The organism is Halomicrobium sp. HArcht3-1, assembly GCF_058933345.1.
The window spans coordinates 164,448-184,867 of record NZ_JBZYDM010000004.1; the positions used below are offsets into that span (position 1 = coordinate 164,448).

The window sequence follows — 20,420 nt, forward strand, 5'->3', positions numbered from 1 at the left end:
TTACTCCTCGTCTGTGTCTTCGGCGTCGTCGTCTTCAGCGTTTTCTTGTGCGCGTTTCTGACCCAGTTCGGTCAGTTCGACGCTACCGCCTGCGGCCTCGACCTTCTCTCGGGCACCGTCCGAGAAGGCGTCTGCGATGAGTTCGAGTTCGTTACGGACCTGACCCGCACCGAGGACCTTCACTGCGTCGGCGCTGTCTGCCTCGTCGACGACATCGCGGACGTCGATGCGGTAGCCACCGTCGGTCGCTTCTGCAACGCCCTCTGCGGCGAGCAGTGCAGCGTCCTCGTCGAGTTCGCGAACGTCGATTTCGGCGATCTCTTCTTTGACCTTCTGGGGTCGCTTGAAGCCGCTCTTGCCGATCGGTTCGTAGTTGTGGAACTCGTGCTTGCTACGGCCGGCGCGACCGCGACCACCGCGGTGACCGGCACCACGGCGGTTCTTGTGGGAACCGCCGCCGTGCGTGCGCGAGCCTCGCTGTCGTCGTTTCTTGCTCGTCATTATCGCATCGCCTCCAGTAGCTGATCGATCTGCTCGGCGTCGTGCTTGCCGAGCTGGCCGCCTTCGACGGCCGAGTGTTTGAGTCCGTCGTGACCGCCACGGGGCGGGTGCAGACGGAGCGTCGGGGAGAGACCTTCGTCGCGAAGCGTCGTCTCCTCGTCGACGAGGGCCTGTGCGAGCGCACCGAGGTCGTCGTGGTCGGTGTGCTCTGCGACCCACTCGTCGTCCACGTCGGCTGCCCCTTCGAGGGGTTCGCCGCGCTTTGCCAGCAGGGTCTCGACGACCTCGACGCTGGGCTCACCGTGGGCGACGTAGTCGTTGACCTTCGTAATCATGCCCTGATAGGTGTCCGTGTCCGGGACGAGGGCACAGTGGTTCACGCTGTGGATGTTGAGCATCTTCAGCGTGTCCTCGACGTCCTGACTCATGTCGACTTCACCGCGAAGCTGAACGAGTGCCTTCATTCGATCACCTCACGCTTCTCGAAGGTGCGCTCTGGGACGCGCGCTTCGGCGGTGTTCTGCAGTGCGTTGAACGTCGCCTTCGCGAAGTTCACCGTCGTGCGCGTGTTCCCGCTCGAACGCGTCCAGATGTCCTCGATACCGGCGAGTTCGAGCACCTTGCGGACGGTCTCCCCGCCTGCAAGACCCAGTCCGCGGGGTGCGGGCTGAAGCTCGACCTCGACGCTGCCGGCCTTGCCGGTCGAGCGCAGTGCGACCGTGTGGGGACGGCCACAGCCACATTCCCACGAACCGCATCCGCGGGAGATGTTGATGAGGTTGAGCTTGCCGACCTCGATCGCTTTCTGAATCGCACCGCCGACCTGATCGTCCCGCCCCTCGGCGTAGCCGACGAGACCGTCGCGGTTACCGACCACGACGACACAGCGGAACTTCACGCGCCGACCGGAGTCGGTCATCCGCTGGACCATGTTGATGTCCAGGACCTCGTCCTCGAGGTCGGGCACGAGCTGGTCGACGATCTCCGGTTCCTTGAGCGGTAGGCCGGAGTTCAGCGCCGCCTCCATCGAGTCGATCTCGCCGTTGGCGACTTCCTTGCCCAGCCGCGTTCGTGGTGTCCATCCGTTACTCATAGTTCATCTGCCTCCAGCAGTGTCTCCCGAAGCTCGTCGAAGTGCTCCGGCAGCTCCGTGGCGTCGAACTCCCCGCTGTAGAGATCCTCGTCGAGGTCCTCTGCGTACTCCGCGATGTGGGAGCCACGCGTGCGCTGCCAGTCAGCGAGCACGCTGTCGTTGTGGGGGATTTCGAGCCCTGCGTCGATTGCACCTTCCTGTACTGCAAAGACCTGGCTTCCCGGCGTCGGGCTGTTGAGTCCGATGTCGAGGACCGCTTCCTCGACGCCGTTCTCTAGCGCGCGAAGACCAGCGAGCAGGCCGGTGAGGTACGCGGCGGGTAGATTACCCGTCGGTGCCTCCCAACCGAACTCTCGCAGGTCTCGTGATTCTGCTGCAGCGTGGGTCTGATCGCCTTCGGGGCCGAGCGTCACCAGCTGCGCCCTGACGTGCTTATTACTCTTGCGAGCAACGAGGCGCGGCTTGCCAGATTTCAACAGGCGCAACCGCTGATGGTAGTCCGTTCGTGCCTCACGGCGTCGCCGCATCGGCACCTTGTATCGTGGTCCTGTTGCCATTATTCGTCACCGTAGTTTGCTTCGACATATCGTTCGAGGTCGGCGACGCTGTCGAACTCGCCACCGGCCGAGAGGTCGTACAGCTTGCGGTACTGCGAGCTGTCGAGACTCCCTTCGTCGCGCTGCTCCTTGAGCCAGTTTCGCTGGGCTCGAACACGCGACGACCAATCTTGCTTCTCGTTCTGCCGTGCGCCGGCCTTCCCCTTCCGGGACCCTGCACCGCTCTGGTGGCCGTAGGCACGTTTCTCCTGACGCTCTCGCGCACGACCGCGCGAGTTGCCCTTGGAGTCTTTCGCCTGAATGGCGCCCTCATCGACCATCTCGCGGATGTCCTCACGCGTGATCGCGTCGGCGAGGTCGGACTGGCGTTCGGGATCGAACCAGACCTTGTTCTCGCCAACGTCGAGTACGTCGGCCGCGAGTCGCTTCTGTGCACTCAGATCAGTCATTCGACTTGCACCTCTTCGTAGGTGGGGTTGAGGACGCGGATACCCTCGTCCTCGGCGACCTCCTCGATGCGCTCGCGCTTGCGAGCGCCGACCTTCGAGGCGATTCGAACGGCTTCGACGTCACCGTCGACGCCGTCGAGGTCGTCCACGTTGTGGACGCGAACCTCGTCGAAGCCGGAGGGGTGCTTGCCCCGCACCGCTTTCGGCGAGCGGAAGCCGGCCTCGACCGTGTCGCCCTTGCCCTTGACACCGCGGCGCTGCTTCGAGAGGGCGCCCCGTGGTGCGCGCCAGGAGGTCGGGATGCGCTTTTTCTTGTGGTGGTCCTGTGCGTTGAACTGCGGCTTGCCGACCCGCTTGCGCTGGGTCAGCAGGCGCTCTTCCTCGTCGTCGAGGGACGGCGTCTTGTCGACCAGTCCGCGCGGGCGGAGTTCGGTCTCGACGTCCTCGTCCTCGGTTTCCTCGGTCTCCTCTTCTTCGACCTCTGCCTCGGTCTCGGCTGCAACTTCGAGACCACCGACATCGGCCTTGATCCGCGCTGCGAGCGCGTTCCCGATGCCGTCGACGTCGGCGAGCTGGGACTGATCGGCACCGCGAACGGCGTCGACGGAGTCGAAGCCAGCGTCGCGGAGCGAATCGGCCTTGGCTGCACCGACACCGCTGATGTCGGTCAGTTCCTGCGGGCCGTCGTCCTCGGCGTCGTCTTGGGCTTCCTCGGCGACCTCGTCGAGGTCTTCGGCAGGCTCGGTCTCCGTCCCCTCGGACTCGATGTCCGGGTCCGGGGATTCGTCCTGCGGGAGCGCTTCCTCGTCGGCGTTGGCGTCAGTACTTCTGTTGTCGGGGTTGTCCGCCATCAGGCGTCACCTCGCTTGGGTTTGTTCGTGATGTACACGCCGTCCTGGAACACCCGAACGTCCTTGTCGTTGACACGGGTGAGCTGTTCGATGTCGGCGGCGGTCTGGCCCACGGCCTCGATGTCCGGGCCGGAGAGAGTGAGTTCCTCACCGTCGACGGACACGTCGGTGTCGCCGTGGATCGGCGCACGTCGGGGTGCGCGCTCGCCGAGGAAGTTCTCGATGACGACGTCGCCATCTTCGACCTCGACCTGCATCGGGAAGTGAGAGTAGAAGACTTCCATCTCGTACTCCCAGCCCTCGGTGACGCCGTGGAACATGTTCTCGACGTGACTCTCGAAGGTGCCGATCGTCGAGCGGGTCTTCGCGTCCGACTCTTCGGACTCGATGACCACGCTACCGTCCGCGACCGACACGGTGATGTCTGGATACCAGAGTCGCCGTGTAACGGAGCCGTTTGGACCCTCGACCGTAAGATCGAGATGGTCCTGCTCCGCGCTTGCGTCCTCGGGAATTTCGAGTTCTACTCGTGGCATGGTTAGTATACGTATGCGATGACCTGGCCACCGATGCCCTGTTCGCGGGCCTCGTAGTGGCTCATGATGCCGTGGCTGGTCGTCACGACGAGCGTCCCGTAGTCACGGGCGGGGAGGAATCGCTTCTCCCACTTTTCGAACTCGTCGGATCCCGCAGAGTAGCGGGGCTTGACCGGGCCACATTCGTTGATGGCACCTTTCAGTTCGATGTCGAAAGAGCCGGCTTTTCCGTCGTCGACGAACTGGAAGCCGTCGATGTACCCGCGGTCGTAGAAGACCTCGAGTACGCTGCCGATCTCGTTCGATGCGGGCTGTACTGTCTGTTCGAGGTGGCCAACGCTCTCGGCGTTGTTGAGCGCCGACAGCGTGTTGGCGAGGGGGTCGTTTCCTGTCATGGTTAGCTGTACTTCTTGAATCCCATGCCCCGGGAGATCTCCCGGAAGCACTGTCGACACAGCCAGATGTCGTACTTGCCGACGAGACCCTGCTCACGGCCGCATCGCTGGCACGCCTCGAGCTGTCCGGTCGGGACCGATTCCTCGGTCGCCTCGTCTTCGGTTTCACTTTCGCTCATTCGCTCACCTCCACGTCGTAGGTCGACTCGACGAACGCGACGGCGTCGTCGGTGTCGAGTCGATGGCTCGACGGGATCGACCGCGATGCCTGATCTCGCTTGGCGACGCGGTAACCCGGACGGACGAGGTTGACCGTCACGTCCAGCCCGTAGATCCCGATCTGTGGGTCGTACTCCTGGCTCGGGAAGTCCGTGTGTTCCTCGACACCGAAGCTGAAGTTGCCGGTGTCGTCGAACTGTGAGGCCGACAGCTCCGTCAGCGGGAGCGCCGTCTCGAGGAACTCGTGGGCGTCATCCGCGCGAAGAGTCACCTTCGCACCGATGGGGTCGCCCTCACGGATCTCGAACTCGCCGACGGTCTTCTGTGCGACGGTTCGGACCGGCGACTGGCCTGCGATCTCGGCGAGGATCTCCTCGCCTTCCTGCAGTTCGCGGCCACCACGACCGACGCCCATGTGGACGACGACCTTCTCGACGCGCGGTTCGCGCATCTCGTGGAACTGAGACTCGGTCTCGGAGCTCATTCGTCGTCACCCTCCTCGTCCGTGTCGTCGGCATCGGACTCGACTGCCTCGTCGGTGGCATCGTCACCCTCGACGAAGTTCTCGTCGATGACGACGACGTACTCTTCGACCGTCTCGAAGCCCTCGCCCTCGTCTTGCGAGACGAGCACGTTGTTCTGGGAGCTGCCGGGCGTGACCTGAATCTCGTCGATCGTCCCGATCTCGCCAGCGTGTGCGCCGTCGACGGCGGTGACGAGTGCGCCCTCTTCGTACTCGAAGTGAGCGACGACCTCGTCGCCGTCGTTGGCTACGACGATGGAGTCGCCACCGTCGTAGTCGGTGTCTTCCTCGACGAGCAGCGTCTGGCCGTCGTGCAGGGTCAGCTGCAACTGGTCGCCGCTGACTGCCTGCTTACCGACGATCTTGCCCAGTTTGGACTGCGCGCTGTCCTCGTCGATCTCGGTCAGAGCGAGTCGGCCGCCCTCACCGGGGAACACGCGGTAGAACTCGTCGCGTTCGACGAACGCGAGGATGTCGAACATCCCGACGGGGCGCTCCTCGTCGGAGACCGCCTTGCCGTTGATCAGGACGCTGTCCTGATTGAGGGCGTAGCGTGCTTCCTTGCGGGAGTCCGCGTAGCCGAGCACGTCCCGCAGGACGATGAGCAGGGGAACCCCTGCCTCGCCGTGGGGACCGGCGTCGGCCTTTACGGTGAACGTCTCGGTCTTTCGCTCGACCGGCCAACTCTTCGGGACCGAAAGTCGTTTCTGGTGGTTGCTCATGCGCTGTCCTCCTCGGATTCGAGACGCGCCTCGCGGCGGTCGTCGTCGAGGTCCAGTTCGGTGACGCGAACGTTGCTCGCGTCGAGCGGGCGAGGAACGTCCTCGCCGTCGGCAGCAGCGACGGTCACGTCTTCGACGTAGACGACGGCATCGCCGAGGTCGACCTCGACGACTTCGCCCTCTTCGCCGGCGTAGTCGCCGCGCAGGACTTCGACGGTGTCGCCCGCGTTGACGCGAACGTTGCGCTGGTCGTACTCCTCGCGGAGGTCGTCGGCCAACGTCGCTCGCACCTGCTTGTGCTTCTCGTGAAGCGGGGCGCGTCGATCGTTCTTGCGCTGTTTGGATGGTTGTCGTGTCATGCTATACGATCATCGTCGCGGTACTCGCGATGGAGCCGAAGCGTTCGGCGACTTCGCGAGCGATCGGGCCCTTGATCTCCGAGCCCTGGGGTTCTTCGTTCTCGTTGATGATGACGGCCGCGTTGTCCTCGAACTTGACGCGGGTACCGTCCGGTCGGCGGATCGGCTTGCGCTGGCGGACCACGACGGCCTCCAGCACCTGCCGGCGCATCTCCGGGGTCCCTTTCGTCACCGAGACGGTGATCTTGTCACCGAGTCCGGCCTTGGGGTGGCGGTTCTTCGTCCCGGAGTAGCCCGAGACGCTGATAACTTTCAGCTCGCGTGCGCCCGTGTTGTCCGCACACGTGATCAGCGAGCCTTTTTCGAGTCCCTGCGTTACGTCTGCTTTCAGGGCCTCCATCAGTCGTCACCCTCCTCGATCGAGACGACAACGTGGCTTTTCGTCTTCGAGAGCGGTCGACACTCTGCAATCGTGACCGTGTCGCCGACCGCGAGGTCGAGACAGTCGGGTGCGTGAGCCGGTACGCGGCTGCGTCGCTTCATCAGCCGGTCGTACTTGGGCACCTTCACGTCGTACTCGCGTTCGACGACCACAGTCTTCTCCATGTCAGTGGACGCAACCTCGCCTTCGAGTGTCTGCCCTCGCACGCCGAGTTGGCCGTGGAAGGGGCAGTTCCCGTCGGCACAGGTCTCGTCCGGTTCCTGTACGTTCAGTCCTAGCGCCATTTGGAATCACCTGTCGCTTCCGTGCGTCGAGCGGGACGGGCGACGAGCTTCGAACCCTCGACCCGGACCGACTGCGACTCGTCGTCGCCGTCGGCGGGCAGTTCGAATCGGAACGTCGCCGTGTCCTTCGGCACGTGCCACACCCGATCGGCTCCCTCGATACCCAGCGTCTTCGTCGTCTCGGTGACGACGGTCCCGGCGAGACCGATCACGTCGGGGTTGGACGCTGCGACGACCTCGACTTCGAGGCCGGCGAGTTCGTGTCGTGGGAGCGTTTCGGGTGTCAGTGGCATCATTCGGAGTCCTGTTCGTCGTCGAGGTCGCCTTCCTCGGTCTGGATCGTCTTGATCCGGGCGATAGCCTTCCGCAGCTCACCGATGCGGCCCGGGTTCTCGGGCGCACCACCCGCTGCCTGCACGGCACGGGCGTTGAGCAGTTCCGTCTGCAGATCGTCGAGTTCTGCCTCACGCTCTGCAGGCGTCATGTCACGGATCTCTTCGACGTGGAGCACCGTCATTCGTCGTCAGCCTCCTCGTCGTCCGCGTCGTCCATCTCGTCCATGAGTTCTTCCGCCTCGGCGGCGGTCTCCTCGTCGAGATCCTCCTCGATGGACTCCTCGACCTCGTCGATGTCGACATCGGCGTCCTCGTCGGAGGGCGTCTCGACTTCCTCGAACTCGTCGGCGGCCTCTTCGACGACTTCTTCGTCGACGTCCGCGGCGAGATCTTCGTCGTCGCCAACGTCGTCGGCGGGAGCCTGCGCGCCGTGTTCGGCGGCAGCGTCCTCGCCTTCGGGCTCGCCTTCGAGGAGTTCCTCGACGGACTCTCCGTCGGTGTCGGCGACGTAGTCCTCGACCTCGACGTCTTCGTAGATCTCGAAGTCGTCGGGGAGTTCCGCCTCCGGCGGGATGATCTTGACCTGCACGCCAATGGTGCCAAGCTTCATCACTGCGACGCCGACACCGCTGTCGACGATGTTCTCGGCGGGTTCACCGTTGTGCTTGATGTAGCCACGGTTGAACTTCTCCACGCGCGAGCGTGCGCCCGTGACTTTACCCGAGAGAACGATTTCGGCACCCTTCGCGCCGGCTTCCATGATGCGGTCGATCGTGGTGTGACCGGCCTTGCGGAAGTACCAGCCGCGTTCGAGGGCGTTACCCAGACGGTCCGCGACGATGCGGGCGTTGAGGTCTGGCTCGTCGACTTCCTGCACGTCGACCTGCGGGTCGTCGAGTCCGAACTCGGATTCCAGCGTCGAGGTGATCTTGCGGATGTTCTTCCCACCCTTGCCGATCACCATACCGGGTTTCTCTGCCTTGAGCACGATCTGGGTGCCCATCGGCGTCTTGGCGACATCCATGCCGCCGTAGCCGGCGCGACCGAGTTCTTCTGCGAAGAACTCGTCGATCTGGGTGCGCTGGAGTCCGTCCTCGATGAACTGTTGTTCGTCGGCCATTATTCGGCCACCTCCTCTAAGATCAGTTCGACGTCGACCTGCGGGCTGTTCCACGCGGAGGCCCGCCCCATCGCACGGGGCTTGCGACCCTGCTGTTCGCCGACCTTGTGGGCGGCGACGTGCATGATCTCCATGGATTCACCGTCGAATCCCTGGTGGTCGGCGTTTCCGATCGCGTTTTCGAGCAGATCGAGGAACGCCTCGCTGGCCTTCTCGGGGTATCGACCGGCGTCCCAGCCGTCGATGTCGTTCCGGTGGCCGACGCCCGAGTTGTGGGACTTGAACGGCACGGACTGCTTCTCGGCGATCACGTCTTCGAGGTACGCAATCGCGTCGCCAGCCGTCTTGCCCTTGATCTCTCGGGCAATGGCCTTGCTGTGCTTGTGGCTCATCTGACGCTCCCGGAGCATCGCTTTCGCCGTCGTGTCCGGATCCGCGTCGACTGAGTAGCTGATTCCCATGATTTACTTGAGCGGTACGAACTTCGAGGAGCGTGTCGCTCCGATCCCGGCCTGACCGTGTTCGACGGAGGTTCGGGTAAGCTGGAACTCGCCGAGATAGTGACCGAGCATCTCGGGTTCGACTTTCACGCGCTCGAAGCTCTGCCCGTTGTGGACGGCGAAGGTGAGATCCACGAACGCCGGCACGATCGGCATATCGCGCAGGTGCGTGCGGATCGGGTTGTTCGCCGTCTCCTCGGGCTCTGCGTTGCGGGCCTTTTCGAGCAACTTCTCTTGCTCGTCGGTCAGACCGCGTGTGATACTTCGCCGCTGGCGAGCGGGGAGCAGTTCCGCAACCTCGTCGAGCGACAGCTCCTGCAGCTCGTCGAGCGTGTGGCCGCGATAGGTAAAGTCACCTTCGTGGCCTGTCTGGTATCCTTGACTCATTCGTTACCACCTCGACCGGTTCGCTTCGAGGCAATGTCCCCGACCTTGCGGCCCGGCGGGGCGTTGCGCGAGATCGACTTTGGCTTGCCGGGGTGCTGGCGACCGCCACCACCGAACGGGTGGTCGACGGCGTTCATCGCCACACCGCGAACGTTGGGCCACTTCGTCCCGCGTGCTTTCATCTTGTGATGCTTGTTGCCAGCCTTGACCATCGGCTTCTCCGTCCGGCCGCCACCGGCGACGACGCCGATGGTAGCACGGCACTGTGGGTCGAGGCGCTTGACCTCGCCCGACGGCAGCTTGACGACCGCGACGTTACGGTCGTGGGTCATCAGCTGTGCGCTGACACCCGACGCGCGAGCGAAGCGGCCGCCATCGCCCTGGTTGGCCTCGACGTTACAGACGGGGACCCCTTCCGGGATCTCCGCCAGCGGGAGGGTGTTCCCGGGCTCGATGGCCGCGGAGACACCGACCTGCATCCGGTCGCCCACGCCCACGCCTTCCGGCGCGAGCACGAGCCGTCGATCGCCGTCCTCGAACTCGACAGCCGCGACGGGTGCCGAGCGGGCCGGGTCGTGTTCGATGTCGACGACCGTCCCGGAGACGACATCGCCATCTTCGACGTTTCGGTGCTGCAGATCTGCCTTGTAGCGGTGGGAAGGCGCCCGGAAAGTGGACGTCCCGCGACCGCGTCGTTGTCCCTGAATTCGTCGTCCCATCGTTAGAACACCCCGATCCTGGAGGCGACTTCCTGCGCGTCGTCGTCCTCAGAAAGGCGAACGACGGCCTTCTTGTCGCCGTCCATCGTGTTCTGGGTCGTGACTGACTCGACCGTGACCTCGTACTGCTGTTCGATCGCGTCGGCGATCTCGGGCTTGGATGCCTCGGTGTCGACGGCGAACTGCAGCTTGTTCTGGAAGTCCATGTCGTTCATGGCCTTCTCGGTCACGTGCGGGTGCTTGATGATGTCCCAGCTCATCGGTCTGCGACCTCCTCGAGTGCGCTCTCGGTCCAGATCGTGAGTCGGCCCGGGGCCGCGCCCGGTGCGAGGTCCTCTGCGTTGACCTCGCGTGCGGTCGTCACGTCGGCACCGGCGAGGTTACGCGCTGCGCGCGATGGTTCCTCGCTGGTGACGAAGAGGATCGAAGACGGTCGGCGGTACTTCCGCCCGCGGGCGGAGCCTTTGCCGGCCTTGATCTTTGCCTCGTCGGCACGCTCGATGTCCTCGCTGACGCCCAGCGATTCGAGCACGTCGACGACGGCCTGCGTCTTTTTCAGATCCTCGAAGGAGTCGTCGACGACCAGGGGCAGTTCGAGGTCGTCGTCGAACTGGTGGCCTCGGTCTGCGACGGTCTCGGCGTCGGCCGTTGCTGCGATAGCCGAGCGCGTCGCGAGTTTGCGCTCCTTGTCGTTGATCGTCAGCGAGCGGTCCTTCTCTGCTTTCGGGGGGTGGGCCGGACGCCCACCGACAGCCTGGGGCACGCGTCGTGCCTTGCCACCCTCTCGGGGGACGTGGGCCATCCCGCGACCGCTACCGAACGATTCGGCGGGTGTTCGCAGACCCGCGTACTCGTCGGAGCCGTAGTCCTGTTTCCGGTTTGCCTGTGCGGCACGCACTGCGGTGGCGATGAGGTCGGGACGTACCGTGGTCTCGAAGACCTCGGGGACCTCGACCTCGTCGCCCGCGTTACCGTCCAGGTCGTAGATTGTTGCCTGCATAGTTTATCCCTGATTCGACTGCGTCGAGACGAAGCGCACCTCGGGGTCGAGGCGCGGCTGGTCGTTCGGACGCACGGCCGGTCGGAAGCGCACGAGGCGCTGATCCGGACCGGGGACCGAACCCTTGACGAGCGTGTACGGCCCGTCGACTTCACCGTAGTTGATGAAGCCACCGTCGACACTCGGCTCGTCGCCCTCGCCGATGTCGATGAGGCGCTTGTTGAGTTCGGTGCGCTGGTGGTAGCCAGTCTGGCCCTGCTGGGGCACCGTCGAGCGGACCCGGGACGGGTTCCACGGACCGAGGTTGCCGATCCGTCGTCGCCAGCCCTGACGGGCGTGCTTGCCCTTCCGCTTCTGGACGCCCCATCGCTTGACGGGACCCTGGGTGCCTTTCCCCTTCGTGACGGCCGCGATGTCGGCGTACTCGCCGGCGCGGAACACGTCGTTCATCGAGTGTTCGCCGCCGTCGCCGACCAGTTCGAGCGCGTGGTCGAGCCGGTCAGAGAGCGAGCCACCGCCGACTCGCGTCTCCATCACGTCGGGCTTTTTCTTGGGCACGTTTGCCAGTTCGTCGGGGACAGTGTGCGTAACGACGCGCACGTCCGCGAGATTACCGGCTTCGAGTGCGTCTCGTACCTGTTCCTCTGCGGCATCGGCGTCGTGGCCCTCGGGTACGTCCAGTGCACGATCGAGTTCCGAGTGGAACTCGTCGGTCCAGACGTCCGTGAGCGGACGCTTGCCGTACGGCGTGTCTTCGTAGGCTCGGACTGCGACAGCGCGCAGCGGTGGCGTCTCCACGACCGTCACGGGGACGGTCTCTTCCATCCCCTCGCGTGGGGAGTTGGGTTCGTCGTTGACGAGGGTGACGTGTGTCATCCCCGCCTTGTAGCCGGCGAACCCCTGGAGACCAGCCTGACCGTCGTCAGACGGCCAGCTGTTGAAACGCGGCGTCTCGGACGCCGCTCGCGTACGCGGGCCGTAGCCCAACGAGCCTTTGCGTGGTCTGCTTGGTTGTGGCATCGGATTCTCACTCCGTGAGGGTCAGCGAAGCGAGGGTGGCGAACATGGCTTCTTCGGTTCGCACGACCTCGCTTCCCTGGTTTGGAACCGTATTCAGCCAAAGGTCGAACCCGGCGCCGGTGTCACCTGCGCCGCCTGTGACGGCGTCGTCCGGGTCCAATCCGAATATCTCTGGCAACCCGCGCTCCGGTGCGCCAAAGACCACTGTCATGTGGCCCTCGGTTTCCCGGCGCTCGACCAGTTGGCCGAGCCGGCCGACGCCCAGTGACTCCCCATGCCGCGATGCGGCGATGGTGAGACCGGCGTCCGACCGTTCGAGTGCCGTATCCACGTCCGCGGTGTCGACGGTGTACCCAGTTGGGGGCTCGTCGACGAGCTTTGCGCGGACTGGCCGTCGCGAAGAGACCCTGACGGTGACGCGCTCTCCCTCACCGGGCACCTCCATAGCAGAGGCGACCGGAAGGGAGATCGGGTGTTGCAGTCCGCAATTGACCCGAACGCGCCCATCAGCTCCGACCTCGGTCACGATTCCCTGTCTTAACGACCCCGAACCCTCGGATCCGGAGCCGGTCTGTGAACGCACGCGGAGCGGCGGCAGGACGCCAACGTACTCCAGTTCGTCCCGCTTGCCCCAGGCCTCCTTTCGGAGGTACGGGGGCGTTGCGGCGTATCGCAGCACGGTTGCGACGAACCCGTCTTCCCACTTCCCCGCCCTATCTGGGTCGGGGAAGACCGTGAGCCGATCGACGTTGAAGATCGTGGCCGCGCGGGCCACGTATCCTATTTTGCGAGTTGCCTCGCGTCTGTCCTCGGCTTCCCGGCAAAGGGAGTCGGGCACGAGTACGCTGGTCGTCATGCCGTGACGCTTCCACGTCGCGCCACTAGACTGTAGCGATTACTCCCCCAGCCATCCTTAAAAAGAACCCGCTTCACGCGCGCGATGAGAACCGTTCACACGACTCTAGATGGCCTGTATCTGTAGATCTCGCCATGTGTACTCACCCCAATCTGGAACGGAATCGTACGAATCGTTGGACACCTCGACGCTCGTCGCCGCGGGGAATCAGTCGCCGGTGCATCGCTACGGTGCTCCGTATCAGACGACGCTGTCGATGATCGGAGCCGTCCAGCGCGCAATGGGAGACTGCGTGACAGCGACACATTCGTGTCGCCCTCCCACGGTTTTCGGACTGATTCGGAAGTCTTTTATCCTTCACCCCCGCCAGAATGAAATGCACTTACCCGCGGTGGTAGTGTAGTGGTATCACAGGACCCTGCCACGGTCCTAACGGGGGTTCAAATCCCCCCCACCGCACTTCTCGCGAACGCAAACCAGTGAGCGACCGCTTTGCGTGTCGCTTACTTCCGAGTGAGCGTGAGTGCGGGAGGGGGATTTGAATCAGACGAGACGAGCGCAAGCGAGTCTCGGCGAGATTCGAATCACCCGAGCGAACTATTCCACGTCCACATCGTCGAGCAGTGCTGTACTGCCGACTGTACGTGCCCGGCCGATCGCACGGCCCCAGAAGAACACGGCCACCAGCAGACCGTAGGCGCCAGCGAGTGCCGACAGGAGCGGGCCAAGTCGTGCCACTGCGGAGAGTGCGGTCGCGAGACCGGCGGCGAGTGTCAGCGCGAGCGAACCGAGCGTCCAGCCGACGAAGTACGCGCCGTGGCCGGCGACCGGTCGAAGGAGCGACGGCGAGACGGCACTGCGGAGCGACCCGGTGGTGCCGTAGGTCGTAAGCGCGACCGGAAGGAGATAGAGACCCAGAAGTCCGAACAGGAGAACTGCCGTCGAGCCAGCGAGAAAGCGCAGCGTCGGGACCGAATCGGTGACAGGACTGATCGAGACCAGCCCAGAGATCGTCACGAGCAGCGCGACCAGCGGCGGGCCGAGCACGAGCAGGCAGAGCGCCGACCCACCGAGTGACTGACGTAACAGGGTGGAAACGTCCGAGAGTACCGGTGGGAGCGGTTCACCGCGGGCACTTGCGGCGAGGGCACGAACGAGGTAGCCGACGACGGGAACGAGCGGGAGGACGGGGAGGACAACGGCGAGCGCCAGCGCGATCCAGACCGCGAGCAGCGGCCGCTCGGCCCGGGGCCCGTCGAATGGCGAACGGAATGCGGCCCAGACCCAGCCCATGGTCGTCGGTCGTGGGGTATCACCGTAGCTACGAAGTGACTACGCTGGCCGTGCCAGCGAAGACCGAGCGATGGCGTGGGATAACGAGAGATTACGATATGTTCGGCGATGCGAGTAACGTGTGTGTTACAATACCTCTGGAAAGCCTCAATTGTTTGAGCAGAACGATGGCATCAGACAACACGATGTTTTCGCGACGGCGGTTCGTCAAAGTGACCAGCACAGGAACAGTGCTCGCTCTGGCCGGTTGTGCGGGTGACGGCGGTGATGGCGGCGACGGCGGTGGTGGCGGGGGTGAGACAGACGGCGACGGTGGAACGGACGGTGATGGTGGTGATGGCGGCGGCGGTGACGGCGGCCAGCCCCTCGAAGTGTTGCACGGCTGGACTGGTGGCGACGGCGCACGCGCGGCCGAAGCACTCGTCACGGCCTTCGAGGAAGCGTATCCCGACATGTCGACGGAGTTCAATCCCATCGGCGGTGGCGGGAACCAGAACCTCGATGCGGTCGTCGCCAACCGACTCCAGAACAACAATCCCCCGAGTTCCTTCGCCAACTGGCCGGGCAAGAATCTCCAGCGCTACGAGGGCGTGCTTGGCGAGGTCGGGGACGTGTGGGACGAAGAGGGATTCCGGGACGTGATGGTCGAGGAAGCAGTCGAACTGCACCAGTACAACGGCGCGTTCCGAGCGGTCCCGATCGGCTCACACCGCTTGAACTGCCTGTTCTACAACGTCGCTGTCGTCGAAGAGGCAGGCGTCGACCCGAGTTCGCTGACCAGCGTCGACGCGCTGATGACGGCGCTAGAGACGGTCGCTACCGAGACCGACAAGGTGCCTATGACTCACGGCATGAGCGCCACGTGGACGACGACACAGCTGTGGGCCGCGATCATGCTCGGACAGGAAGGGTTCGAGCCGTACATGAACTTCATCGAGGGGAACCCCGACCGCGCAGCGGTCCAGGCGACGTTCGAGACGCTGGGGGAGATCCTCCAGAACTACATCAACGACGACGCAGCCTCGATCGGTCTGACGGAGTCCAATCAGAACATCATCCAGGGCAACGCGGCCTTCATCCACCAGGGCAACTGGGCGGCCGGTGCCTTCCGCAACGCAGACGACTTCAACTACGACGAGCAGTGGGGGTTCAAGACGTTCCCGGGCACGGAGAACATGTACACACTCCATTTCGACTCGTTCCTCTATCCCTCGAACAACCCCACGCCCGAGAAGTCCAAACAGTTCCTCGCGTTCGCCGGCAGCGAAGCGGCACAGGTCGCGTTCAATCAGTTCAAAGGGTCGATCCCGACCCGGACCGACGTGGATATGGGTGAGTTCGGCCCGTACCTACAGGAGACGGCCGAAGACTTCGCCAACGCCGAGCACCGGCCACCGACGCTCCAGCACGGACTGGCGGTCGTCTCCGAGACGATGACGGCCCTGAACGACGTGATATCGAGTGACTTTACGGGACCGTACAACGTCGAGGCTGCGACCGACGGGTTCGTCGAGGCGGTCTCGAACTAGCGCAGTTCGATGATCGATCGGCTTCGACGACTGCGACGGCACTTTGGTCGAGGTGACGCCGAGAGCACCGGCGACGGCACGGAGCACAGTGTCGGCCACGAGGACGCCAGTGGAACCCGGACCGACGGCGGCGTCGAGCGGCGGGCAGGTGTGATCGGGCGCACGCGAAGCAGACTGAACGGGCGCTTTGGCACCGATTTCGTGGAATCCTCGCAGTTCTGGCTGCCACCCTTCCTCCTGATGGCGCTGTTCGTCTACGGCGCGATCCTCTGGAACGTCCTGATCTCGTTGACCGACCACTCTCGCTTTGGTGACCCGGACTATAGCGATCTGGACTTCGAGATGTACGCACGGGCGTTCTCGGATTCTGGCTTCGTCGACGCGGCGATCAACACCTTCCTGCTGGTGATCGTGTTCACGCTGGCGACGTTACTGCTAGGGCTGGTGCTTGCGATCTTGATCGACCGGCGGATCCGCTTCGAGAACACGTTTCGGACGATCTATCTGCTGCCGATGAGCCTCTCCTTTGTCGTCACCGCACAGTTCTGGCTGTGGATGTACAACTTCAACAACGGCGTAGTCAACATCGTCCTCGGGACGATCGGTATCGGGCCGGTCGACTGGATCGGAGATCCGACGATCGTCCTCTGGGCGGTCGTGTTCGCGCTGCTCTGGCAGTTCTCGGGCTACACCATGGTCGTCTATCTGGCGGGCCTGCGTGCGATTCCAACCGAGCACTACGAGGCCGCGATGGTCGACGGCGCGTCGACGTTTCGGATGTACCGACGGGTCATCGTCCCGCAGTTGAAGGGAGCGACGATCAGCGCCGCAGTCGTCCTGATGGTGTTCGCGCTGAAGGCCTTCGACTTCCTGTACTCGCTGGTCTCGGGGTATCGACCGCCGAACGGCGTGGACATCCTCGCGACGAAGATGGTTCGTGAAGCGTACGCAAACCTCAACTGGGCCTACGCCTCGGCGATCGCCATCCTCCTCTTTCTGATGGCGCTCGGCATCATCGGCCCGTATCTGTACTATCAATACCGACGAGGGAATCTATGACAGACCAGAGACAGCCCGACCGCAGCGACGGGAGCGAGCGGGACGGTCCACGAACCGATGGCGGCACTGCGTCGGCGAAACAGTCGCGCTCGCTTGGTGATCGACTGGCAACCATCGACGGCTACCGTGTGGGGCTGTACGTAGTGTTGCTCGCTCTGCTCGCGTTCTTCATGACGCCCATCGAATCGGGACTGGTCACCTCGTTCAAGACTAACCCCGAGGGCGTCAGCGGGACCCTGCCGTTCGCGCCACCGACAGCGGAGTTTTTCACACTCGAAAAGTGGCAGACCGCGTTCGACGCCCTCGCGCGTGGCTTGCTCAACAGCGCGCTGTATGCGGTGCCGGCGACAGCCATCTCGGCGTTTCTCGGCAGCATCGCCGCCTACGGCATCACCCAGTCGAACTGGAAACCCCGGTACAAGGCACCGATCCTCGCGCTGTTCGTCGCCGGCATCTTCATTCCGTATCAGGCCGTGCTGGTGCCCCTCTCGCGGTTCTGGTCGCTCGTCCCCCTAGAGGAGGCGCTCGGATTGCTGTGGGCGCTGGGAATCAACGACGACTACGTCGGCATCGTGGAGTTGATCGTCACCCACGTGGCCTACGGCCTGCCGATCTGTACGGTCCTGTTCCGATCCTACTACAAGAACATGAGCGAGGAGATGATCGAGGCCGCACGCCTCGACGGGGCGACGATCCGGCGGGTGTACCGGCGGATCGTCCTGCCGCTGTCGGGGCCGATGTTCGCGGTCGTCCTGATCTACCAGTTCACCCAGATCTGGAACGACCTCCTCTTTGCGCTGGTGCTGGTCTCGACGGAGTCCAGTCCGGCCGCACCGGTCGTGTTGATCCTCGCGGGACTGGGCGAGTCACTCGAAGGGCAAGACTTCGCCCTGCGGATGGCCGGGGCCTTCATCGCAGCACTGCCCACGCTCGCGGTGTACGTCATGTTCGGCGAGGAGTTCGCAGAGGGGGTGGCGACGTGACCGACACACAGCATCGAACCATGATTCGACAGGACCCCACCGAGACAGACGCGGATGTATCGCCAGCACGCTGTGTCACAGCAGACCGAACCGAAGCATCGGGAGGTCAGTAGGATGGGGACGCTCGAACTCGATCAGCTGACGAAGGTGTTTCAGGACGGGGACGACCGCATCGTCGCCGTCGACGACGTGAGTCTTCAGATGGACGACGGCGAGTTCATCGTCGTCGTCGGCCCCTCTGGCTGTGGGAAGTCGACGACGCTGCGGATGGTCGCCGGCCTCGAATCGGTGAGCGAAGGCGAGATCAGACTGGACGGGACCGTGATCAACGACGTGAAGCCCCAGCACAGAGACATCGCGATGGTGTTCCAGTCCTACGCACTGTACCCCCACATGACCGTGCGTGGGAACATGGCCTTTGGGCTGGAGGAGTCGACCGATCTGTCGAGCGACGAGATCGAAGAGCGCGTCTCCGAGGCCGCAAGCACGATGGGCATCGCGGACCTGCTGGATCGCAAACCCTCGGAACTCTCCGGTGGGCAGCAACAGCGGGTCGCGCTCGGGCGCGCGATCGTCCGTGACCCGGCGGTGTTCCTGATGGACGAACCGCTGTCGAATCTCGACGCCAAACTCCGCTCGCAGATGCGCACGGAACTCCAGCGCCTGCAAGACGACCTCGACGTGACGACGATGTACGTCACCCACGACCAGACGGAGGCGATGACGATGGGCGACCGGATCGCTATCCTCGACGGTGGGAAACTCCAGCAGGTCGCGACGCCACTGGAGTGTTACCACAGACCGGCCAATCAGTTCGTCGCGGGCTTCATCGGCGATCCGTCGATGAACTTCTTCGAGGTAGACCGCGAGGACGAGCAGCTCGTCGGCCCGGGGTTCAGGTACCCACTCTCGACGGAAACACTGGACGACGTGGGCCAGCAGCGCGAACTCGTGCTCGGTGTCCGTCCCGAAGACATCGCACTCGCAGAGGACGTAACGAGCGAACACACCTTCCCGGCCGTCGTCGACGTGGTCGAACCGATGGGCGACGAGAACACGGTGTATCTGGGCTTCGAGGGCGCTCCCGAGGGTGAGACCTTCGTCGCATCGATCGGCGGCCTCCAGCAGGTCGCCGTCGGCGATCACGTCACCGTCGAGATTCCCGAATCGACGATCCATCTCTTCGATCGAGGGTCCGGGGAGACGCTACACACCCGTCGCCTCGACGTCGACGAAGAGATCAGCGGTCCGACGGCATAGCGGCGAGCGCGACAGCCAGTCTCGCGACGTGACGGCGAGCGGTCGAGACCGAACGGGCGATCAATGGGGCAGTGCCCTGTCGTCGATCTCGGCTTCGAGTGATTCGAGTTCGCGTTCGAGTTCCTCGATCTCGGTCTGGAGACGGCGATACTCGTCGTTGTCGCGCAGTTGTGTCCGGGATTTTTCCGCGGCGAGGACGCTCTGTTTGACGCGTTTCTGACTGAGCTTTCGGTAGGTCTCGTCGTACTCGTCGAGCATCGTGAGCCGATCGATCACCGAACGCAGGTCCGCGGGGGTGACCGGCTTGAGGACGTAGTCGTCGAACCCCATATCGATGATGTCGAACGACGGGTCGACAGCGGTCACCATGGCCGTTCGGCAGTCGATCGACATCGACTGGATGTGTTTCAACACGTCGTCGCCGGAACTCTCGGGGAGACGACGGTCGAGGAGCGCGATATCGAGGTCAGCGCCGAGTTCTTCGACGGTCTGGATCGCTTCCGCGCCGCTGGCCGCGGGATGGACGGCGTACTCCGAGCCCAAAGCGGTGACGTACGCGTCGAGTAGTTCGCTCTCGTCTTCGAGGACGAGCACCGAGATTTCGTCTGAAGCACCCCTCACGGCCCGGACATGTGAGTTCCACGTACGTATACTTATTGGAATATTGTAACCATTAGTTCAACGGCCCGGCGTGGATGGACGAACCGACATCGAGAGAGCGAGAAACACCCGACTGCCAGCGGACAGCGGTGTTCGTGCGCGACAGCCACAGCTAAAAGAGCGGGGTCCAAACACTTAGCTGTATGACCTGTATCGGCTTCCTCTCGGTCGCACCGGTCGTCGAAGGGAGTATGGCATCGGACGTCGCCGACGCCGTCGCGGCACTGGAAGCATCGGGCGTCGAGTACGAGACCACCCCGATGGGGACGATCATCGAAGCCGAGGACAGCGCCGAACTGTTCGAGGCGGCCCACGCTGCACACGAGGCTGTCGACGCCGACCGCGTCGAGACGTTCCTGAAGATCGACGACAAGCGAACGGTGTCACAGCAGGCGTCGGAGAAGGTCGATGCCGTCGAGGCGGAACTGGGCCACGAGGCTCGAAGCGATCGCGACTGATTTGAAGCGTCCAGCACAAACACGCCTATGACAGCGATCGTCAACGTCGTCTTCGGACTCTTCGGTGTCGTCTTGGGTCTCCTCTGGGCCGTCAAGCCGGTACGAATGAGCAGACTCCAGCAACGGTTTCTGTATCTCGGTGCCGGCGGTGACGAGGTCGAGATCAACGAACGGCTGGGCCGAGTCGCTGGTGTCGTACTGGCAGCCGTCGGACTCTATCTCGTTCTCACCGCCTGAGACGGATCGTTGCCGGTCACGGACGAGGGGCGATCCCAACACGAACAGTCTTACAACGAGGCGCGCAAAGCCG

The 20,420-nt window shown here is 63.9% G+C and carries 32 protein-coding genes and 1 tRNA gene; 7 read left to right on the forward strand and 26 right to left on the reverse strand.

What is annotated here, in order from left to right:
- Genes AC5FRW_RS08325 through AC5FRW_RS08440 form a run of 24 tightly spaced genes read right to left on the reverse strand, consistent with a single transcriptional unit; the run spans position 1 to position 12,868 of the window.
- Positions 1-501, reverse strand: coding sequence for an uL15m family ribosomal protein (locus AC5FRW_RS08325; protein WP_493567977.1), 501 nt, complete (start codon positions 499-501; stop codon positions 1-3).
- A complete protein-coding gene (rpmD, locus tag AC5FRW_RS08330) occupies positions 501-965 on the reverse strand; it encodes a 50S ribosomal protein L30 (protein WP_493567978.1) in 465 nt (154 codons plus the stop codon). The genes AC5FRW_RS08325 and rpmD overlap by 1 nt, the downstream gene beginning before the upstream one ends.
- Entirely contained in the window at positions 962-1,594 is a 633-nt protein-coding gene (locus AC5FRW_RS08335) for a 30S ribosomal protein S5 (RefSeq protein WP_493567979.1), read from the reverse strand. Before AC5FRW_RS08335 ends, rpmD begins: the two co-directional genes overlap by 4 nt.
- Positions 1,591-2,151 carry a 50S ribosomal protein L18 gene (locus tag AC5FRW_RS08340; RefSeq protein WP_493567980.1) on the reverse strand — a complete coding sequence of 187 codons (561 nt, stop codon included), beginning with the start codon at positions 2,149-2,151 and terminating at the stop codon, positions 1,591-1,593. The genes AC5FRW_RS08335 and AC5FRW_RS08340 overlap by 4 nt, the downstream gene beginning before the upstream one ends.
- Positions 2,151-2,600 carry a 50S ribosomal protein L19e gene (locus AC5FRW_RS08345; RefSeq protein WP_493567981.1) on the reverse strand — a complete coding sequence of 150 codons (450 nt, stop codon included), beginning with the start codon at positions 2,598-2,600 and terminating at the stop codon, positions 2,151-2,153. Before AC5FRW_RS08345 ends, AC5FRW_RS08340 begins: the two co-directional genes overlap by 1 nt.
- Entirely contained in the window at positions 2,597-3,451 is an 855-nt protein-coding gene (locus AC5FRW_RS08350; RefSeq protein WP_493567982.1) for a 50S ribosomal protein L32e, read from the reverse strand. Before AC5FRW_RS08350 ends, AC5FRW_RS08345 begins: the two co-directional genes overlap by 4 nt.
- Complete coding sequence (locus AC5FRW_RS08355; protein WP_493567983.1) at positions 3,451-3,987, reverse strand: 50S ribosomal protein L6; 537 nt, start codon at positions 3,985-3,987, stop codon at positions 3,451-3,453. The genes AC5FRW_RS08350 and AC5FRW_RS08355 overlap by 1 nt, the downstream gene beginning before the upstream one ends.
- A 2-nt stretch (positions 3,988-3,989) precedes the next feature.
- Positions 3,990-4,382, reverse strand: a complete 393-nt coding sequence (locus AC5FRW_RS08360) for a 30S ribosomal protein S8 (protein ID WP_493567984.1) — start codon at positions 4,380-4,382, stop codon at positions 3,990-3,992.
- A gap of 2 nt (positions 4,383-4,384) precedes the next feature.
- Complete coding sequence (locus AC5FRW_RS08365) at positions 4,385-4,561, reverse strand: 30S ribosomal protein S14 (RefSeq protein WP_493567985.1); 177 nt, start codon at positions 4,559-4,561, stop codon at positions 4,385-4,387.
- Positions 4,558-5,085 carry a 50S ribosomal protein L5 gene (locus AC5FRW_RS08370; protein WP_493567986.1) on the reverse strand — a complete coding sequence of 176 codons (528 nt, stop codon included), beginning with the start codon at positions 5,083-5,085 and terminating at the stop codon, positions 4,558-4,560. The genes AC5FRW_RS08365 and AC5FRW_RS08370 overlap by 4 nt, the downstream gene beginning before the upstream one ends.
- On the reverse strand, positions 5,082-5,846 hold the full coding sequence (locus AC5FRW_RS08375) for a 30S ribosomal protein S4e (protein ID WP_493567987.1): 765 nt from the start codon (positions 5,844-5,846) through the stop codon (positions 5,082-5,084). The genes AC5FRW_RS08370 and AC5FRW_RS08375 overlap by 4 nt, the downstream gene beginning before the upstream one ends.
- Positions 5,843-6,205, reverse strand: coding sequence for a 50S ribosomal protein L24 (gene rplX / locus AC5FRW_RS08380; protein ID WP_493567988.1), 363 nt, complete (start codon positions 6,203-6,205; stop codon positions 5,843-5,845). The genes AC5FRW_RS08375 and rplX overlap by 4 nt, the downstream gene beginning before the upstream one ends.
- Before the next feature lies 1 nt (position 6,206).
- Positions 6,207-6,605, reverse strand: a complete 399-nt coding sequence (locus tag AC5FRW_RS08385) for a 50S ribosomal protein L14 (protein ID WP_493567989.1) — start codon at positions 6,603-6,605, stop codon at positions 6,207-6,209.
- Positions 6,605-6,931: a 30S ribosomal protein S17 gene (locus AC5FRW_RS08390; RefSeq protein ID WP_493567990.1), complete on the reverse strand. Its 327-nt coding sequence runs from the start codon at positions 6,929-6,931 to the stop codon at positions 6,605-6,607. Before AC5FRW_RS08390 ends, AC5FRW_RS08385 begins: the two co-directional genes overlap by 1 nt.
- Complete coding sequence (locus AC5FRW_RS08395) at positions 6,922-7,224, reverse strand: ribonuclease P protein component 1 (RefSeq protein WP_493567991.1); 303 nt, start codon at positions 7,222-7,224, stop codon at positions 6,922-6,924. Before AC5FRW_RS08395 ends, AC5FRW_RS08390 begins: the two co-directional genes overlap by 10 nt.
- On the reverse strand, positions 7,224-7,448 hold the full coding sequence (rpmC, locus tag AC5FRW_RS08400; protein ID WP_493567992.1) for a 50S ribosomal protein L29: 225 nt from the start codon (positions 7,446-7,448) through the stop codon (positions 7,224-7,226). Before rpmC ends, AC5FRW_RS08395 begins: the two co-directional genes overlap by 1 nt.
- Positions 7,445-8,386: a 30S ribosomal protein S3 gene (locus AC5FRW_RS08405; protein WP_493567993.1), complete on the reverse strand. Its 942-nt coding sequence runs from the start codon at positions 8,384-8,386 to the stop codon at positions 7,445-7,447. The genes rpmC and AC5FRW_RS08405 overlap by 4 nt, the downstream gene beginning before the upstream one ends.
- Positions 8,386-8,847: a 50S ribosomal protein L22 gene (locus AC5FRW_RS08410; protein WP_493567994.1), complete on the reverse strand. Its 462-nt coding sequence runs from the start codon at positions 8,845-8,847 to the stop codon at positions 8,386-8,388. The genes AC5FRW_RS08405 and AC5FRW_RS08410 overlap by 1 nt, the downstream gene beginning before the upstream one ends.
- A gap of 3 nt (positions 8,848-8,850) precedes the next feature.
- Positions 8,851-9,273: a 30S ribosomal protein S19 gene (locus AC5FRW_RS08415; protein WP_493567995.1), complete on the reverse strand. Its 423-nt coding sequence runs from the start codon at positions 9,271-9,273 to the stop codon at positions 8,851-8,853.
- Complete coding sequence (locus AC5FRW_RS08420; protein ID WP_493567996.1) at positions 9,270-9,992, reverse strand: 50S ribosomal protein L2; 723 nt, start codon at positions 9,990-9,992, stop codon at positions 9,270-9,272. The genes AC5FRW_RS08415 and AC5FRW_RS08420 overlap by 4 nt, the downstream gene beginning before the upstream one ends.
- Before the next feature lie 2 nt (positions 9,993-9,994).
- On the reverse strand, positions 9,995-10,252 hold the full coding sequence (locus AC5FRW_RS08425; protein ID WP_493567997.1) for a 50S ribosomal protein L23: 258 nt from the start codon (positions 10,250-10,252) through the stop codon (positions 9,995-9,997).
- Entirely contained in the window at positions 10,249-10,992 is a 744-nt protein-coding gene (gene rpl4p, locus AC5FRW_RS08430) for a 50S ribosomal protein L4 (protein WP_493567998.1), read from the reverse strand. The genes AC5FRW_RS08425 and rpl4p overlap by 4 nt, the downstream gene beginning before the upstream one ends.
- 3 nt (positions 10,993-10,995) lie before the next feature.
- Positions 10,996-12,012: a 50S ribosomal protein L3 gene (gene rpl3p / locus AC5FRW_RS08435; protein ID WP_493567999.1), complete on the reverse strand. Its 1,017-nt coding sequence runs from the start codon at positions 12,010-12,012 to the stop codon at positions 10,996-10,998.
- 7 nt (positions 12,013-12,019) lie between these two features.
- A complete protein-coding gene (locus tag AC5FRW_RS08440; protein ID WP_493568000.1) occupies positions 12,020-12,868 on the reverse strand; it encodes a putative RNA uridine N3 methyltransferase in 849 nt (282 codons plus the stop codon).
- A 388-nt stretch (positions 12,869-13,256) separates the two neighbouring features.
- Between AC5FRW_RS08440 and AC5FRW_RS08445 the strand changes: the two genes are divergently transcribed.
- Positions 13,257-13,327, forward strand: a tRNA-Gly gene (locus tag AC5FRW_RS08445).
- A 138-nt stretch (positions 13,328-13,465) separates the two neighbouring features.
- Here the strand turns inward: AC5FRW_RS08445 and AC5FRW_RS08450 are convergent.
- Complete coding sequence (locus AC5FRW_RS08450; RefSeq protein ID WP_493568001.1) at positions 13,466-14,161, reverse strand: DUF4013 domain-containing protein; 696 nt, start codon at positions 14,159-14,161, stop codon at positions 13,466-13,468.
- 185 nt (positions 14,162-14,346) lie between these two features.
- Here AC5FRW_RS08450 and AC5FRW_RS08455 point away from each other — a divergent pair, with 185 nt between their 5' ends.
- The 4 genes from AC5FRW_RS08455 to AC5FRW_RS08470 all read left to right on the forward strand — a co-directional run bounded on the left by AC5FRW_RS08455 (position 14,347) and on the right by AC5FRW_RS08470 (position 18,992).
- Positions 14,347-15,690, forward strand: coding sequence for an ABC transporter substrate-binding protein (locus AC5FRW_RS08455; protein WP_493568246.1), 1,344 nt, complete (start codon positions 14,347-14,349; stop codon positions 15,688-15,690).
- Positions 15,691-15,699: 9 nt separating this feature from the next.
- On the forward strand, positions 15,700-16,749 hold the full coding sequence (locus AC5FRW_RS08460) for a carbohydrate ABC transporter permease (RefSeq protein ID WP_493568002.1): 1,050 nt from the start codon (positions 15,700-15,702) through the stop codon (positions 16,747-16,749).
- The gene (locus AC5FRW_RS08465) at positions 16,746-17,732 is read left to right on the forward strand and encodes a carbohydrate ABC transporter permease (protein ID WP_493568003.1); all 987 of its coding nucleotides are present in this window, start codon (positions 16,746-16,748) and stop codon (positions 17,730-17,732) included. Before AC5FRW_RS08460 ends, AC5FRW_RS08465 begins: the two co-directional genes overlap by 4 nt.
- 114 nt (positions 17,733-17,846) lie before the next feature.
- Entirely contained in the window at positions 17,847-18,992 is a 1,146-nt protein-coding gene (locus AC5FRW_RS08470) for an ABC transporter ATP-binding protein (protein WP_493568004.1), read from the forward strand.
- 60 nt (positions 18,993-19,052) lie between these two features.
- Here AC5FRW_RS08470 and AC5FRW_RS08475 read toward each other — a convergent pair whose 3' ends face one another.
- On the reverse strand, positions 19,053-19,613 hold the full coding sequence (locus AC5FRW_RS08475) for a response regulator (protein ID WP_493568005.1): 561 nt from the start codon (positions 19,611-19,613) through the stop codon (positions 19,053-19,055).
- Between the two features lie 182 nt (positions 19,614-19,795).
- Between AC5FRW_RS08475 and AC5FRW_RS08480 the strand changes: the two genes are divergently transcribed.
- Together AC5FRW_RS08480 and AC5FRW_RS08485 are read left to right on the forward strand one after the other, a co-directional pair.
- Complete coding sequence (locus tag AC5FRW_RS08480; protein WP_493568006.1) at positions 19,796-20,110, forward strand: MTH1187 family thiamine-binding protein; 315 nt, start codon at positions 19,796-19,798, stop codon at positions 20,108-20,110.
- A gap of 27 nt (positions 20,111-20,137) precedes the next feature.
- Positions 20,138-20,347 carry a hypothetical protein gene (locus AC5FRW_RS08485; protein ID WP_493568007.1) on the forward strand — a complete coding sequence of 70 codons (210 nt, stop codon included), beginning with the start codon at positions 20,138-20,140 and terminating at the stop codon, positions 20,345-20,347.
- The last annotated feature ends 73 nt before the right edge of the window (positions 20,348-20,420 follow it).